The following is a 15,099-nucleotide window of genomic DNA, read 5'->3' as shown; positions in this document are numbered from 1 at the left end:
CTAGCTCTCGTCCGTCGAGCGGGGAACCTCGCGGGTGACCGTCTCGCGGGTCTGACGGCCCTCCTCGAGGGGCTCGGCCGGGTTCTCGTTCACCGAGGAACCGGTCTCGCCGCGCTTGAAGAGCTCCTTGAACTCGGTCACGCCGCTCTTCAGGTTCTCGACGTCGTCGTCCGACAGCAGGCCGGTCGAGTCGATCGCGGTGTAGGTGTCGCCGCGGTGCCGCTTGATCCAGCCGAGGAAGTCCTGCTCGAAGCGGCGCACGTCGGCCACGGCGATGTCGTCGAGCTGGCCGGTGGTGCCGGCCCAGATCACGATGACCTCGTCGACCACCGAGTACGGCGAGTACTGCGGCTGCTTGAGCAGCTCGACCAGGCGTACGCCCTTCTCGAGCTGGGCCCGCGACGCGCGGTCCAGGTCGGAGGCGAAGGCCGAGAAGGCCTCCAGCTCACGGAACTGGGCCAGGTCGAGGCGCAGACGGCCGGAGACCGAGCGCATCGCCTTGACCTGCGCCGAGCCACCCACCCGGGACACCGAGGTGCCGACGTTGATCGCCGGGCGGACACCCGAGGCGAACAGGTCGGTCTCCAGGAAGATCTGGCCGTCGGTGATCGAGATGACGTTGGTCGGGATGTACGCCGAGATGTCGTTGGCCTTGGTCTCGATGATCGGCAGACCGGTCATCGAGCCGCCGCCCAGCTCGTTGGAGAGCTTGGCGCAACGCTCGAGCAGGCGGGAGTGCAGGTAGAAGACGTCGCCCGGGTACGCCTCGCGGCCCGGCGGGCGGCGCAGCAGCAGCGACACGGCGCGGTAGGCCTCGGCCTGCTTGGTCAGGTCGTCGAAGACGATCAGGACGTGCTTGCCGTTGTACATCCAGTGCTGGCCGATGGCCGAGCCGGTGTACGGCGCGATGTACTTGAAGCCGGCCGGGTCGGAGGCCGGGGCCGCGACGATCGTCGTGTACTCCAGCGCGCCCTGCTCCTCGAGGGTGCCCCGGATCGACGCGATGGTGGTGGCCTTCTGGCCGATCGCGACGTAGATGCAGCGGACCTGCTTCTCCGGGTCGCCGGACTCCCAGTTCGCGCGCTGGTTGATGATCGTGTCGATCGCGACCGTGGTCTTGCCGGTCTTGCGGTCGCCGATGATCAGCTGGCGCTGGCCGCGGCCGATCGGCGTCATGGCGTCGATCGCCTTGATGCCGGTCTGCAGCGGCTGCTTCACCGGCTGCCGGGCCATGACGTTCGGCGCCTGGAGCTCGAGCTCGCGCTCGCCCTCGCTGGCGATCTCGCCGCGGTCGTCGATCGGACGGCCCAGCGGGTCGACCACGCGACCGAGGAAGGCGTCGCCGACCGGGACCGAGAGGACGCGGCCGGTCCGCTTGACCTGCTGCCCCTCCTCGATGCCGGCGAAGTCACCCAGGACCACGACGCCGATCTCGCGGACGTCGAGGTTCTGCGCGACACCCAGCGTGCCGTCGGCGAATTCGAGCAGTTCGTTCGCCATCGTCGAGGGCAGGCCCTCGACGTGCGCGATGCCGTCGCCCGCATCGGAGACGATGCCGACCTCCTCGCGGGAGACCTCGGGCGTGTAGGACGAGACGTAGCGCTCTAGCGCCCCCCGGATCTCGTCCGAGGAGATGGTCAGCTCGGCCATCCTCTGCCTTCTCTGTCTAGCTCGGGACGTCGCCGCCACCGAGGGGCCTGCTCAGCCCCGCGCGCGAAAGGCGCGCGGGCCGAGGGAAAAGTTACTTGGAGAACGCCTGCTTGGCGGCGTTGAGCCGCCGCAGGATCGTGCCGTCGTAGAGGTCGGAGCCGACTTTGACGCTGACGCCGCCGATGATCGAAGGATCGACGTCGACCTTCAGCGAGACCTGCCGGCCGTAGATGTCGGACAACTTGGCAGCCAGCGCCTGCTCGTCGGCGTCGGTGAGCGGCTTGGCGACCGTCACGTACGCGACCTCGCGATCGCGCTTGGCGGCGGTCAGCTCGACCAGCCGGGTCAGCGATCCCTCGAAGCTGCGGCCCCCGAAGCCCTCGAGCGCCACCTCGATGAGCCTTACCGTGGCCGGCTGGGCCTTGCCCTTCAGCAAGTCCTCCACCAGCTTAACGCGGCGCTCGGTCGGCGCACCGGGGTCACTGAGCGTGATGGCGAGCTCGGGGTTGCCCGAGACGATCTGCCCGAAACGGAACAGCTCGTCCTCGACCTCGGCCAGGTTGTCGGCCTTCTGAGCCCCGGACAGCACGGCGTCGGCGCCGAGGCGCTCCGTGACGTCGAGCAGCTCGGCCGGCCGGGAGAACCGGCCCGACACCAGCGCGGCCAGGACGTCGACGGTGACCTGCGAGACCTTGCCGGACAGCAGCGAGCGCAGCAGCTCGCCCCGGTCCGCGCCGGAGCGCGACGGGTCGGTCAGCGCCCGGCGCAGGGCCGGCTGGGCCCGCAGGATGCCGGCCACCGACAGGATCTCGTCGGCGACGGTGGCGACCTGCGCGGCCGTGGCCGTGCCGGTGCTGCCGTTGAGCCTCTCGGCCGCCTCGGCGTACGCCTGCTGGCTGACGGTCGACGCCATCAGCGCCGCCCGCCCGCCGAGCCCGCGCCGAGCTCGTCGATGAAGCGCTCGACCGTGCCCCGGCTGCGCGCCTCGTCGGCGAGAGCCTCGCCGACGATCTTGCCGGCCAGGTCGACGGCGAGCGTGCCCACCTCGGAGCGCAGCTCACGCACGATGCTCTCGCGCTGGGCGGCGAGCTGCTCGTTGCCGGCCGCGATGATGCGGTCCGACTCCTCGCGGGCCTTGGCCAGCACGTCCTGACGGATGCCCTCGGCGTCGGCCCGGGCCTCGTCGCGGATGCGCGCGGCCTCGGTGCGAGCCTCGGCCAGCTGCGCCTTGTACTGCTCGAGCAGCTGGTTGGCCTCGGCCTGGGCGGTCTCGGCCCGCTTGATGCCGCCCTCGATCGCGTCCACCCGCGCCGCGAAGGTCTTCTCCATCACGGGGAAGACGAACTTCATCAGCACGAAGCAGAGGATGCCGAACGCGATGATGCCGAGCACGACCTCCTGCCAGAGCGGGATGATCGGGTTGTGCTCGGACTCAGCCGCCTCAGCCGCTAGCTGGTAATACGTGGTGATCATTCAGACCTCCGCAGCGCGGGAAGGGGGGCTTAGAACTCGCCGGCCCAGATGAAGCCGAAGGCGATGCCCAGGAGGGCGAGCGCCTCGATAACCGCGAAGCCGATCCAGACGTAGGGCAGGGTCAGGCGCGACGACTCGGGCTGACGGGCGGTGGACTGGATGTACGCGGAGAAGACCAGACCGACACCGATGCCGGGGCCGATGGCGGCAAGGCCGTAACCGATGGCGGCGGTGCTACCACCGACGGCGGCAAGAACGTCAACCATTGCAATTTCCTCCTGGTATCTCGCGTGAATGTCACGCGGGACGACAACGGGGTGTTACTGGTGAAGCTGACTTGCTTAAAAAATGCTCAGTGCTCGTCGGCGAGCGCGCCCTGGACGTAGCTCGCGGTAAGCACGGTGAAGACGTAGGCCTGGAGGCAGATGACCAGGAACTCCAGGAAGGTCAGGGCGATGGTCATCACCCACGACACGACCGAGAACGGCGCGAACCACACGTTGGCGTTCAGCATCGCGAAGCCGCCCAGCGTGAACACCAGCAGCAGCATGTGGCCGGCGAACATGTTGGCGAAAAGACGGACGGCGAGCGAGAACGGCCGGACGATGAAGGTCGAGAAGAACTCGATCGGGATCAGCAGCGGCAGGATGAACCACGGCGCCGGCGGGATCAGAGCGTGCTTGAAGTACTTGAGTCCGCCGTGGTGCTTCATGCCGATGTAGATGAACATCACGTAGCTGATCACCGCGAGCACGGCCGGGAAGGCGATGTGCGAGTTCGGCGAGATCTGCGCGAAGGGCACGATGGCCCAGAAGTTCATGATCAGGATGAAGATGAACAGCGTCGTCAGGTACGGCGCGAAGTTGATGCCCCGCTTGCCGAGCATGTCGACCGCGATGTTGTTCCGCACGAAGCCGTAGATGCTCTCGGCGATCCACTGCTTCTTGGTCGGAACCAGCTTGGGCTTCCGGTACGTGACCAGGAAGAAAATGATGATCAGCGCTACCGAGATCCAGAGCAGCGCCGTGATCTTGGTAAACCAGTAGCTGTCGTGCCCGCCCCACGGCACGATGCTGGGCAGGTAGAAATCCTCGACGCTCGGCGGGAACGGAACGTCCGCCGCGAGGACTGTCGACTGACCGGTCACCGTAGCCCTTTCCTGTCAGGCGCCGAGACGGCGCACGATGAGGTAGACACCGCCGCCGATACCAACGACCGCGCCGATGCCGGCGAAAATGCCCTTGGTCCCGACCCAGTGGTCGACCAGCAAACCGATCCCTCCCCAAACCAACATCCCCGCGATGAGGTAGGCGACGGCAGTCATTCCCATGCCCGTGTCGGGCGGGGGCGGACCGTCGTCGTCCTGGGGATTCCTGGGAGGTTCTTGACCGGTCATGACGGCCCGAACGATATCAGCAGGAAAGACAAGGCTAAGCGCGGCCCCCCGCACAACCGCAGTTGTCCAGGCGTCAGGGGTCGCGCAACTGGAAGGACACGGTACTCCCCCTTCGCCATAACCTGACACGCCACGGCCGTTCACGTCACCGTTTCGAGGTCAACAAACCACGAAAGGGACGCTGACGAGCGCAAACGGCCGCTAGATGATCACTTTGAGCGACTGACGCGGTGAATCCACCACGCCTGCACGGCGGTCCACACCACCACGCCGGCGACGATGCCCCAGCCGAGCGCGTCCTTGCCCTGCCAGTCGCTCGTGACCCCGTAGGCGAGGACGACGCCGAGGACCGAATATTTCAGCACGTAGGTCAGCAGCGCGAGCGGCATCAGCAGCGCCGGCCGCACCGTGTCGGCCCACGCGATCACCAATGTCGACATCGTATAGCTGATCGTCACTATCAGCACGCCAATTGCGGCGCCGAGCCCCGCCGGCGCACCGTCCACGAGGAAGCCGGCCGAGGCCGCGAACAGCAACAGTGCGAACGCGACGGTCGTCAGGAACGGCAGGTGGGCCACCCGCCAGCGCGGATCGGCGGGCAACGGCGGCAGGTCCGGCAGCGGACGGTCGTCCTCCTCGTCCCTCTCCTTGAGAGTCGGGTCGAGCGCGGGGTCGTACGGCTCGACCTCGATTTCCTTGGAGCGCTTCACGCCATCACCTCCTGCCGAGCGTAGGCGGGGAAGCGGGCCACGAGATCGGCCACCTCGGCCGCCGCGCCGGCCAGCCGCGCCGCGCCCGCGCCCGTGTCCGGATCGCTGCGCACCGCGACGCCGATCAGCCCGGCGATCTGCCGCATCTCACCCTCCCGCATGCCCTGGGTCGTCACGCTCGGCGATCCGACCCGGATGCCCGACGCGATCGCCGGACGCTGCGGATCGTACGGGATGGCGTTCTTGTTCAGGCTGATGCGGGCCTGGTCGCAGCGGGCCTCGGCGTCGCGGCCGGTCACACCGAGGCCGGTGAGGTCGGCCAGCGCGAGATGGGTGTCGGTGCCGCCGGAGACCGGGCGCATCCCCTCGGCCGCGAGCCCGGCCGCCAGCGCCTGCGCGTTCTTGACGACCTGACGGGCGTACCCCTGGAAGTCGGGAAGCGCGGCCAGCCGCAGCGCCACCGCCTTGGCCGCGATGGCGTGCATCATGGGGCTGCCCTGGCTGAACGGGAAGACGGCCCGGTCGATCCGCTCGGCCAGCTCGGAGCGGCAGAGGATCATGCCGCCGCGCGGTCCGCGCAGGACCTTGTGGGTGGTGCAGGTGACGACGTCGGCGTACGGGACCGGCGAGGCCGTGGCGCGGCCGGCCACCAGGCCGATGAAATGCGCGGCGTCGACCAGCAGATAGGCGCCGACCTCGTCGGCGATCTCGCGGAAGGTGGCGAAGTCGATGGCCCGGGTGTACGAGGTCGCGCCGCAGATGATCAGCTTGGGCTGGTGGGCCCGCGCCAGGTCGCGCACCTCGTCGTAGTCGATCTCCTCGGTGTGTGGGGTGACCCGGTATCCGACCGGGTGGAACCACTTGCCGGAGAAGTTGACGCGGCTGCCGTGCGTCAGGTGGCCGCCGTGCGGCAGCTCCATCGCGAGCACGGTGTCGCCGGGCTCGGCCAGCGCGGCGTACGCGGCCAGGTTGGCCGAGGTGCCCGAGTGGGGCTGCACGTTCGCGTGGTCGGCGCCGAACAGATCGCAGGCGCGCTGGACGGCCAGTTCCTCAGCGCGATCGACCTCGGCGCACCCACCGTAGTAACGGCGGCCCGGATAGCCCTCGGCGTATTTGTTGGCCAGCGTCGAGCCGAGCGCGGTCAGCACCTCGGGCGACGTGAAGTTCTCGCTCGCGATCAGCTGGAGCCCGCCGCGCTGGCGCTCCAGCTCGCCGATAAGGACACCGGCGATCTCCGGATCGGCACTTTCGAGCGCGGCGAAGTCCGGCCCCCAGAACTTGTCCACGCGCCCTCCCCAGCTAGGCAACGCTGCCGAAATCGAGCATATGGCTTACCGGGGCCCTTCGGCGGGCACAGTCTTCAGTTATGCGCTGCTTGGTGACGGGTGCGACCGGATATATCGGCGGGCGGCTGGCCCCGCGGCTGCTCGACGCCGGCCACGAGGTGCGGTGTCTGACCCGCGGGCCGGGCCGCCTGCGTGACGTTCCGTGGGCCGGGCGGGCCGAGATCGTCCAGGGCGATCTGGAGGATCCGGAATCGCTCACAAAGGCCTTCGAGGGCGTCGAGGTCGCTTATTTCCTGATGCATTCCCTCGGCCGCCGCGATTTCGAGAAACGCGACCGGCGGGCGGCCGAGAATTTCGCGGCGGCGGCCCGCGCGGCCCATGTGTCCCGGATCGTCTATCTCGGCGGCCCGGAACCTGAGGGCCCGGCGTCGAAACATCTGCGCTCGCGGGCCGAGGTCGCCCGGATCCTCCTGGCCAGCGGGGTGCCGACCACGGTCCTGCGGGCCCCGGTGATCATCGGATCGGGCTCGGCCTCGTTCGAGATGCTGCGCTATCTGACCGAGCGCCTGCCGGTCATGGTGACGCCACGCTGGGTGCGCAACCGGATCCAGCCGATCGCGGTGCGTGACGTGCTGCGCTACCTCGTCGTGTCGGCCACCATGCCGTCGTCGGTGAACCGGGCGTTCGACATCGGCGGGCCGGACGTCCTCACGTACGCGGAGATGATGCAGCGCTACGCGAAGGTCGCGGGTCTGCGCCGCCGCGTCGTCGTTCCGCTGAAGCCGCTCAGCCCGTGGCTGTCGGCCCACTGGGTCGGACTGGTCACCCCGGTGCCCAACGCGATCGCCCGGCCCCTGGTGGCCAGCCTGATCCACGAGGCCGTGGCTCACGAGAACGACATCGCGGAGTTCGACCCCGAGAAACCGATCGGTTTTGACGAGGCGGTCCGCTACGCCCTCGGCAAGATCCGCGACGCCAACGTGGAGACGCGCTGGGCCGACGCGGCGGGCCGGGACGCCGAGGCGGAACCACTGCCGTCGGATCCGGACTGGTCGGGCGGCAGCGTGTACGTCGACGAGCGGACCCGCCCGGTCGACGCGCCGGTGGACGCCCTGTGGCGGGTCATCGAGGGCGTCGGCGGCGAGAACGGCTGGTACTCGTTCCCGCTGGCCTGGTCGGTCCGCGGGTGGCTCGACCGGCTGGCCGGCGGCGTCGGCCTGCGCCGGGGCCGCCGCGACCGCCACCACCTGCGGGTCGGGGAGGCCCTGGACTGGTGGCGGGTCGAGGAGATCGTCCCCGGCAAGCTGCTGCGCCTGCGGGCGGAGATGCGCGTTCCCGGCCGGGCCTGGCTCGAGATGTGCGCGTCCAGCGACGGCGACGGCCGCAGCGTCTATCGCCAGCGGGCCGTCTTCCTGCCGCGCGGCCTGGCCGGTCACGCCTACTGGGCCTCGGTCATGCCCTTCCACGGCGTGATCTTCAGCGGGATGGCCCGCAACATCGCCAAGGGCGCTACTTCGCCGCCGCGCGGGTGAGGCGGTCGCGCACGGCGAGCCAGTCCTCGGTCTGCGGCGGCTCCTGCACCAGGATCGTCGCCACCTGGGCGTCGTCGAGCCGGTGCAGCGCCGCGTAGAGGTCGGCCGCGTATTCGGCCGGGTCGCCCGAGAGCATCTCGGCGCCCGGCACGTCCGCGGTCTCGTACGTGAGCACCCCGACCGGACCGGCCAGCTCCGAACGGTCGACGTCGCGCACGTCCTTGGCCAGGATCAGCCGCGCCCGGGGTGCGTAATGCCGCCGGCTCATGCCGGGTGACGGACGGGCGGCGCCGTCCGCCGGTCCGGCGTCGGGCAGGCGGATGGTCCCGGTCACTTCCCGGAGGGTACGCAGGGGGAGCGCACCCGGGCGCAGAAGCGCGGGCTCCTCACCAACGAGGCTGAGCACCGTCGACTCGATGCCCCACGAGCTGGGCCCGCCGTCGAGCACGAGCGGCACCTCGGGCAGGCTGCGCACCACGTGGGCGGCGGTGGTCGGCGAAATCGACTCGGACCGGTTGGCGCTCGGCGCGGCCAGCGGCAGCCCCGACGCCTCGAGCAGGCTCAGCGCCACCTCGTGGGCCGGGATCCGGATCGCGATGGTGTCGTCGCCCGCACCGACCCCGGCCAGGTGCCGGGCCCGCGGCAGCACGAGGGTGAGCGGCCCCGGCCAGAATTGCGCGGCCAGGTCGTTGGCGAGCGTCGGCCACGACGAGGTGAGATCGCGGGCGGCCGCGACGTTGGCCACGTGCACGATCAGCGGGTTCCAGGACGGCCGGTTCTTCAGCCGGTAGATCTCGCCGATCGCCTTGGCCGAGAACGCGTTCGCGCCCAGCCCGTAGACCGTCTCGGTCGGGAACGCCACGACCGACTCGGCCCGCAGCACCTCGACGGCCCGGCGCAGCCCCTCGGCGTCGGGGCGGACGACGGCGCCGGTCACGGCAGGAGCAGAACGGCGAACGGGACCGTCGTGTCCTCGATCTCGTTGCCGATGCGCTGGAAGGTCCCGTCCCCGCGGCCCCACGGGTCGTCCAGGTCGTCGCCCTCACGCGGCGCGTCGTCGCCGCGCAGCCGGGCCACCTCCTCGACGATGGCCACGCCGCGGGCGTGCACCCCCTCGGGGCGGCCGCCGCCGTCCGGCAGCCGCGACGCGTCGACACCGGGCAGCAGCCGGCCGAACTCGCCGGTCACGAAGGTGCGCGCGGCCGCCTCGGGGCGCAGCGCGACCACGTAGTCGAGCTGGTCGGCGGTGGCGGTCAGGATCAGGTCGGCCTCGTCGATGAAGTCGCCGCGCAGCTTGCGGGCGGCGAAGCCCTCGGCCGCGCCGCCGCGGGCCCGCACCTGGCGGGCGGCGGGCGGGTTCATCTCCTCGCCCTCGTGCCAGCCGCCGGTGCCCGCGCTCAGGCTGCGGACCAGCTTTTCGCCGTCCTCGCCGGCGCGGTCCTTGACGGCCCGGGCGAACAGGCGCTCGGCCATCGGCGACCGGCAGATGTTTCCCATGCAGATGTGCAGGACGGTGAACGGCTCCACGTCAGCCCTCCGCCGCCACGATGTCCGGCACGACGTCACGCAGCTTCTCGAATGGAACCGCGCCGTTGCGCAGCACGCGGGGGACGTCGCCGGTCACGTCGACGATGGTGCTGGGCGCCGGGTCGAGCGCGGGGCCCGCCTCGAGATAGACCCGCACCGCGTATTCCAGCTGGTCGCGGGCCTCGTCGGCGGTGTTCGGGGCGAGCCGGCCCTGCTTGTTGGCCGTGGTGACGGCCATCGGGCCGACCTCGCGCAGCACCTCGAGCGCGACCGGGTGCAGCGGCATGCGCACGGCGACCTGCCCGCCGGTGTCGCCCAGGTCCCACTGCAGGCTCGGCGAATGCTCGACGTAGAGGGTGAGCGCGCCCGGCCAGAACGCGTCGGCCAGCTCGCGGGCCGCCTTGGGCAGCGAATAGACCAGGCCGTCGAGCGTGTGCCGCGAGCCGACCAGCACCGGCGGCGGGATCTGGCTGGTGACGCTGCGCGCCTGGTGCAGGGCGGTGATCGCGTGCGGGGTGAAGGCGTCGGCGCCGACACCGTAGACCGTGTCGGTCGGCATCACCACCAGCTCACCGCTCTTGACCGCCTCGACGGCGGCGGCGATGCCGCGATCCCGGTCCGCGGTGGTACGGCAGTCGTAGAGCATCACACCGTGCAGTCTGCCATGCGCCGCGGCGCATCGATCAGGTGCGCCGTGCCGTGGCGTACCTGGGACGACCCGCGAGATCGGCGTGCGCCTCCACACCGGTGAAGCGGCCGTCGGCGCGCAGCAGTTCCGGCACGGCCGCGCCGTGCACGTCGTCGTGCTCGATGCCCACCGCACCACCGGGTTTCAGCAGCTCGGCCGCGCGCAGCACGACCTCGCGGATGACGGCGAGCCCGTCGGCGCCGCCGAAGACCGCCTCGGCCGGGTCGTGGTCGGCCACCTCCGGCGGCACCGGGGTGCCCTCCGGGACGTACGGCGGATTGCAGAGCAGCACATCGACCGCCCCGCGCAGTTCGTACAGAAGCGAGGGGTTCGTGACATCGCCCTCGACGACCTCGACGGCCGGGAACGCGGCGGCGTTGCGCCGCAGATAGCCCAGCGCGACCGGCGAGCGCTCCACGGCGATCACCCGCGCGGCCCGGCTCTCGTCGGCCACCGAGATCGCGATCGCCCCGGTGCCGCTGCACAGATCGACCACCGTCGCGCCCGGCGCGGTCCGCTCCACGCCCCAGCCCGCGAGAAGCTCCGTCTCGGGTCGTGGGACGAAAACGCCGTCGCCGACGGAAAGTTCCACGTGCCGGAACGCCGCCGTGCCGAGCAGATGTTGCAGCGGGACGCGCCGGGCCCGCTCGGACACCAGAGCCTGGAACCGGCGCCGCTCGCCGGCCCGGATGCCGTCCACCAGCAGCAGACGGCCCCGCGGGATCTCCAGCACGTGCGCGGCCAGCAGCTCGGCGTCGACCCGCGGCGACTCCACGCCGGCCGCCGAGAGATCGGCCACCGCCGTTGCGATCGCCTCGCTCAGCCGCGTCCGTGCCGGGAATCGGGAGCTGTCTTCGGAGTCCGGGTCCACGGCATAATCATCGAACGTCACGTGCGGCGCCGACCGGCCGGGTCGGCGATCTGTTCGCGTGCCGCGGGTGGGAGGCGCCTGGTGAGTTGGTTGGACCAGCTCGCGGAGAACGTCGACGAGCTGCACCGGGCCGGCGCCCTGCAACAGGACGGCCGGTCGGCCGAGGCGCTCCCGATCCTCGACGGCGTCCTCGCCACGGCCACCGATCCCACGACCCGGGCCTACGCTCTGGTGCAGCGTTTCGGCGCGCTGATCAACCTGGGCCGGGTGGCCGAGCTGGCCACCGCGATGTCGGCCGCCGACAACGCGGTCCGCGAGCTCCCCGATCCCTATCTCCGCGGTCAGATGCACGCCTTCGCCGCCCTGGGCGCCCATCTCGAGCGCAACCTCGACCGTGGCGTGACCCACCTCGTGCAGGCCTCGCGGTCGCTGGCCGCGGTGCGCGACAACGACTCCGAGACCGCCTGGGGCTGGCACGACCTGGCCATGGCGTATTCCTACCTGGGCTTCCACGGTCACGCGCTGACCGCGATCGAGCAGGCCCGGCAGGTCGGCGCCGCGGCCGGCATGGCGGCCGAGATCTTCGCGGCGCCCGGCATCCGGCTGCGCAACGCGGTATCGCTCGACCACCAGGGCGACACCGACGGCTGCCTGCGGGTGCTGCGCGACATCGACGCCGAGCTGACCCGATACGCGGCGGCCGGCGCCGCCCGGCTTCGTCCCGGCAGCCGGGCCGCCTACGGATACGCGCTGGCCCGCCGGGCCGCGCTCGGCGAGGAGACCGAGGCCGACGCGTCCGAGTGGCTGACCGGCGGCGGCGACAGCGTCCGCACCCGCGACCTGCGCCACCTGGGCAACGTCTGCCTGGCCATCGCCGGCGGGCGGCCCGGGCTCGCCCTGTCCATGCTGGACGCGGTGCCGGTGGCGCCCGAGGTGCTGGGCGCGGCCGAGCCGGCCCGGCTGCGCAGCATCTGTCACGCGGCCGCGGGCGACCACGCGGCCGCGCACGCCGCCGACCGTTACGCGTTCCGCCTGACCGCCCAGCGCATCGACCGGTTCCGCGACGGATATCTCGACGGCGTCGCGGCCCGCCTCGACGCGCAGGAGACCCAGCGCGACCCGGGCCGCTTCGGCGACGAGACGCTCACCGATCCGCTGACCGGACTGCCCAACCGCCGCCAGCTCGAGCGCTACGTGGCGGCGCTGCTGGCCCGGGGCGAGCGGGCCGCGGTCGGGGTCTGCGACCTGATCGGCTTCACGGCGGTGAACGCGCGGCACGGCCGCCACTGTGGAGATCTCGTGCTCCAGCGCATCGCCGGCGTGCTGAACAGGGTGATGCGCCGCGGCGACTTCGTGGCCCGGTTCGCCGGCGACGAGTTCGTGGTGGTGCTCCCGGGCGCCGGCACCACGCAGGCGGCCGAGGTGTCACGCCGGCTGGCCGCCGCCACCAACGCCGAGAACTGGCAGATCCTGGTGCCGGGCACCCCGGTCGGGCTGGCCGCCGGATGGTCCGAGGTGGGCGCCAACGGGCGTACGCTCAGCGCGGCCCTGGCCGCCGCCGCGGCGAACAGGACGCCCACCCGATGACGACGATGTAGCAGCCCTCCGATGGCCACGATCGAGCTCGGTGAGATCTCCGGCGGGCGCCCGGAGGACCGCCGCCCGCTCGGTCGCGACCGGCGGATCGCCGGCGCCGCGGTGGCCGTCCTCGGCCTGTTCGTCCTGGCCGGCTCGGCGGTACCCAGCCCGCGGGGCGTCCGTCCGCTGTGGAGCGTGCCGGCCGCCGGCAGCCAGGGCATGGCGCTGACCACGGAGACCGTCTACCTTCACCGCGCCTCCTCGATCAGCGCGTACGACCTCGCCACCGGCCACCTCCGGTGGCAGCGGCCGCTGCCCGGCTCGGTGGGATATGTGCAATCCGCCGAGGAGGCGGGCCTCCTGCTTGTCCCCGCTGAGATCAGCTCAGCCGGATATCGGACGATCGCCCTCTCGACCGCGACCGGCGACGAGGTGTGGCAGGCGGACGGCGAGCCGCACACGATCGGCGGCGACACCGCCCTGATGGCCGGCTACTCCGCCGAGGGCGGCCTGCGGCGGATGCGGCTGATCCGGCTCGCCGACAACAGCACTCTCTGGCAGCGCGACACCCCGGGTGTGCGCAACCAGATCGTGGCGATGTCCGGCGGGCGGCCGGAGAGCGTGATCACGGCCACCGCCGCCGGCGAGGTGCGGGTCCACGCGTACGCGACGGGCGCGCTCACCGCGACCGGCCACATCCCGATGGTCGATCCGCGGCCCGAGGAGGGCTACTTCAACGACCTCGTCGCCTTCGACGGGCGCCTGGTGGTCAACCGGTCCCGGGCCGGTGTCTTCGACCTGTCGGTCTACCGCCTGGACACGCTGCGGGAGCTCTGGCACGCCACCGACACCGACGGGTACGCCTTCTCGTGCGGCCCGTCGCTGTGCCTCAGCGGCGCCGGCGGCCTGGTCGCCCACGACCCGGCGACGGGACAGGTCCGGTGGCGCCTGCCCGGCGTGACGAACGCCCTCACCGTCGGCGCCGCCCGGATGGTGCTCGACGACGGCCGCGAGGAGGGTGAGCCGGTGCTGATCGACGCGGCCACGGGCACGCCGGTCGGCGCGCCCGCGCGCGGCAGCCCGGTCTGGAGCCCCGAACCGGCGGACAGCGTCCTGCTCCTGAGCTCCACGGTCAGCCCACCGGGGCGCACGGCGGTGACCCGCTGGGAGATGGACACCGGCCGCCGCGTGCTGCTCGGCACGATCGACCGGATGCCCGGCTATCACTGCCAGTCGGCGGCGCGCTTCCTGACCTGCGCCCGCGGCGACCTCCTGGAGGTCAGCGAGGTGCCGTGAAGCTCGTCTCGCCGGCCAGCCGGGCCTCGCGGTCGGCCGCGGCCAGGGCGTCCAGCACCCCGTCGAGCTCGCCGTTGAGGGCCAGGTCGAGGTTGTACGCCGTGTAGCCGATCCGGTGGTCGGTGATGCGGTTCTGCGGGAAGTTGTACGTCCGGACGCGCTCCGAGCGGTCGACCGTGCGCACCTGCGCCTTGCGGGAGTCGGACGCGGCCGCGTCGGCCTCCTCCTGGGCGATGGCCAGCAGCCGGGAACGCAGGATGCGCATCGCCGACTCCTTGTTCTGGAGCTGGCTCTTCTCGTTCTGGCAGCTCACGACCGTGCCCGTGGGCAGGTGGGTGATGCGCACGGCGGAGTCGGTGGTGTTGACCGACTGGCCGCCCGGGCCGGACGAGCGGAAGACGTCGATCCGCAGGTCGTTCGGCTCGATGTGGATCTCGACGTCCTCGGCCTCGGGCAGCACCAGCACGCCGGCGGCCGAGGTGTGGATGCGGCCCTGCGACTCGGTGACCGGCACGCGTTGCACCCGGTGCACGCCGCCCTCCCACTTGAGCCGGGACCAGACGCCGTGACCGCCCTCGGGCACGCCCTTGGTCTTGACCGCGACCGAGATGTCCTTGACCCCGCCGAGGTCCGACTCCTGCGAGTCGATCACCTCGACCACCCAGCCGTGCCGCTCGGCGTAGCGCGTGTACATGCGCAGCAGGTCACCCGCGAACAGCGCCGACTCCTGACCGCCCTCGCCCGCCTTGATCTCGACGATCACGTCCTTGGCGTCGTGCGGGTCGCGCGGGATCAGCATCTCGCCGAGCTTCTCCTCCAGCGGCGGGATGGTGGCCGCCACCGCCTCGACCTCGGAGGCGAAGGACGGGTCCTCGGAGGCGAGCTCCTTGGCCGCGGCCAGGTCGGCGCGGGCGGCCTCGAGCTCGGCGTTCGTCGCGTAGATCGGCGCCAGCTCGGCGAAGCGGCGGCCGACCCGGCGTACGAGAGCCTGGTCAGCGTGGATGGAGGGGTCCTCCATCTGCTTCTCGAGCTGCGTGTACTCGTCGAGAAGGGTGCTCAGGCGGTCGGTGCTCACAGGTCTCTCCCCACGGA

Annotated in this window: 16 protein-coding genes; 3 read left to right on the top strand and 13 right to left on the bottom strand. The window is 71.4% G+C overall.

The window, feature by feature from the left end:
• From atpA to glyA, 8 genes are all read right to left on the bottom strand, one after another.
• A complete protein-coding gene (gene atpA / locus ACFY36_RS23665; protein WP_499748111.1) occupies positions 1-1,650 on the bottom strand; it encodes a F0F1 ATP synthase subunit alpha in 1,650 nt (549 codons plus the stop codon).
• A 91-nt stretch (positions 1,651-1,741) separates the two neighbouring features.
• Positions 1,742-2,563 carry a F0F1 ATP synthase subunit delta gene (locus ACFY36_RS23660; protein WP_499748110.1) on the bottom strand — a complete coding sequence of 274 codons (822 nt, stop codon included), beginning with the start codon at positions 2,561-2,563 and terminating at the stop codon, positions 1,742-1,744.
• The gene (locus ACFY36_RS23655) at positions 2,563-3,123 is read right to left on the bottom strand and encodes a F0F1 ATP synthase subunit B (RefSeq protein WP_499748109.1); all 561 of its coding nucleotides are present in this window, start codon (positions 3,121-3,123) and stop codon (positions 2,563-2,565) included. Before ACFY36_RS23655 ends, ACFY36_RS23660 begins: the two co-directional genes overlap by 1 nt.
• Before the next feature lie 29 nt (positions 3,124-3,152).
• Entirely contained in the window at positions 3,153-3,389 is a 237-nt protein-coding gene (locus ACFY36_RS23650) for an ATP synthase F0 subunit C (protein WP_097318164.1), read from the bottom strand.
• 86 nt (positions 3,390-3,475) lie between these two features.
• Entirely contained in the window at positions 3,476-4,270 is a 795-nt protein-coding gene (atpB, locus tag ACFY36_RS23645; RefSeq protein ID WP_499748108.1) for a F0F1 ATP synthase subunit A, read from the bottom strand.
• Between the two features lie 15 nt (positions 4,271-4,285).
• Positions 4,286-4,519 (bottom strand): AtpZ/AtpI family protein, encoded by a 234-nt coding sequence (locus tag ACFY36_RS23640; RefSeq protein ID WP_143234411.1) that lies wholly within the window; start codon positions 4,517-4,519, stop codon positions 4,286-4,288.
• Between the two features lie 209 nt (positions 4,520-4,728).
• A complete protein-coding gene (locus tag ACFY36_RS23635) occupies positions 4,729-5,229 on the bottom strand; it encodes a hypothetical protein (protein ID WP_499748107.1) in 501 nt (166 codons plus the stop codon).
• The gene (glyA, locus tag ACFY36_RS23630; RefSeq protein ID WP_499748106.1) at positions 5,226-6,515 is read right to left on the bottom strand and encodes a serine hydroxymethyltransferase; all 1,290 of its coding nucleotides are present in this window, start codon (positions 6,513-6,515) and stop codon (positions 5,226-5,228) included. Before glyA ends, ACFY36_RS23635 begins: the two co-directional genes overlap by 4 nt.
• 80 nt (positions 6,516-6,595) lie before the next feature.
• Here glyA and ACFY36_RS23625 point away from each other — a divergent pair, with 80 nt between their 5' ends.
• Complete coding sequence (locus tag ACFY36_RS23625) at positions 6,596-8,047, top strand: SDR family oxidoreductase (RefSeq protein ID WP_499748105.1); 1,452 nt, start codon at positions 6,596-6,598, stop codon at positions 8,045-8,047.
• Here the strand turns inward: ACFY36_RS23625 and ACFY36_RS23620 are convergent.
• The 4 genes from ACFY36_RS23620 to prmC are packed head-to-tail and all read right to left on the bottom strand — an operon-like array spanning position 8,025 to position 11,073.
• Positions 8,025-8,984 (bottom strand): L-threonylcarbamoyladenylate synthase, encoded by a 960-nt coding sequence (locus tag ACFY36_RS23620; protein WP_499748104.1) that lies wholly within the window; start codon positions 8,982-8,984, stop codon positions 8,025-8,027. The genes ACFY36_RS23625 and ACFY36_RS23620 overlap by 23 nt on opposite strands.
• Positions 8,981-9,574: an arsenate reductase/protein-tyrosine-phosphatase family protein gene (locus tag ACFY36_RS23615; protein WP_499748103.1), complete on the bottom strand. Its 594-nt coding sequence runs from the start codon at positions 9,572-9,574 to the stop codon at positions 8,981-8,983. The genes ACFY36_RS23620 and ACFY36_RS23615 overlap by 4 nt, the downstream gene beginning before the upstream one ends.
• A gap of 1 nt (position 9,575) precedes the next feature.
• Positions 9,576-10,220 (bottom strand): L-threonylcarbamoyladenylate synthase, encoded by a 645-nt coding sequence (locus ACFY36_RS23610; protein WP_499748214.1) that lies wholly within the window; start codon positions 10,218-10,220, stop codon positions 9,576-9,578.
• A 37-nt stretch (positions 10,221-10,257) separates the two neighbouring features.
• On the bottom strand, positions 10,258-11,073 hold the full coding sequence (gene prmC, locus ACFY36_RS23605; protein WP_499748213.1) for a peptide chain release factor N(5)-glutamine methyltransferase: 816 nt from the start codon (positions 11,071-11,073) through the stop codon (positions 10,258-10,260).
• Positions 11,074-11,214: 141 nt separating this feature from the next.
• On the opposite strand from prmC, the gene ACFY36_RS23600 reads away from it, so the two are divergent.
• Complete coding sequence (locus tag ACFY36_RS23600) at positions 11,215-12,720, top strand: GGDEF domain-containing protein (protein ID WP_499748102.1); 1,506 nt, start codon at positions 11,215-11,217, stop codon at positions 12,718-12,720.
• Between the two features lie 21 nt (positions 12,721-12,741).
• Positions 12,742-14,007, top strand: a complete 1,266-nt coding sequence (locus ACFY36_RS23595) for an outer membrane protein assembly factor BamB family protein (protein ID WP_499748101.1) — start codon at positions 12,742-12,744, stop codon at positions 14,005-14,007.
• On the opposite strand, the gene prfA is transcribed toward ACFY36_RS23595, so the two are convergent.
• Positions 13,991-15,082, bottom strand: a complete 1,092-nt coding sequence (gene prfA / locus ACFY36_RS23590) for a peptide chain release factor 1 (RefSeq protein WP_499748100.1) — start codon at positions 15,080-15,082, stop codon at positions 13,991-13,993. The two genes, ACFY36_RS23595 and prfA, sit on opposite strands and share 17 nt — an antisense overlap.
• Positions 15,083-15,099: the final 17 nt, after the last annotated feature.

It is taken from the genome of Actinoplanes sp. NPDC000266 (assembly GCF_042899005.1).
GTDB lineage: Bacteria > Actinomycetota > Actinomycetes > Mycobacteriales > Micromonosporaceae > Actinoplanes.
This window is presented reverse-complemented; position numbering and strand designations above follow the sequence as displayed.

What these genes read in the sequence shown, in the direction of transcription:
- ACFY36_RS23625 (WP_499748105.1), top strand. Translation starts at nt 6,596, where the DNA reads ATGCGCTGCTTGGTGACGGGTGCGACCGGATATATCGGCGGGCGGCTG.
- ACFY36_RS23610 (WP_499748214.1), bottom strand. Translation starts at nt 10,220, where the DNA reads ATGCTCTACGACTGCCGTACCACCGCGGACCGGGATCGCGGCATCGCC.
- ACFY36_RS23595 (WP_499748101.1), top strand. Translation starts at nt 12,742, where the DNA reads ATGGCCACGATCGAGCTCGGTGAGATCTCCGGCGGGCGCCCGGAGGAC.
- ACFY36_RS23640 (WP_143234411.1), bottom strand. Translation starts at nt 4,519, where the DNA reads ATGACCGGTCAAGAACCTCCCAGGAATCCCCAGGACGACGACGGTCCG.
- ACFY36_RS23660 (WP_499748110.1), bottom strand. Translation starts at nt 2,563, where the DNA reads ATGGCGTCGACCGTCAGCCAGCAGGCGTACGCCGAGGCGGCCGAGAGG.
- ACFY36_RS23655 (WP_499748109.1), bottom strand. Translation starts at nt 3,123, where the DNA reads ATGATCACCACGTATTACCAGCTAGCGGCTGAGGCGGCTGAGTCCGAG.
- atpA (WP_499748111.1), bottom strand. Translation starts at nt 1,650, where the DNA reads ATGGCCGAGCTGACCATCTCCTCGGACGAGATCCGGGGGGCGCTAGAG.
- ACFY36_RS23650 (WP_097318164.1), bottom strand. Translation starts at nt 3,389, where the DNA reads ATGGTTGACGTTCTTGCCGCCGTCGGTGGTAGCACCGCCGCCATCGGT.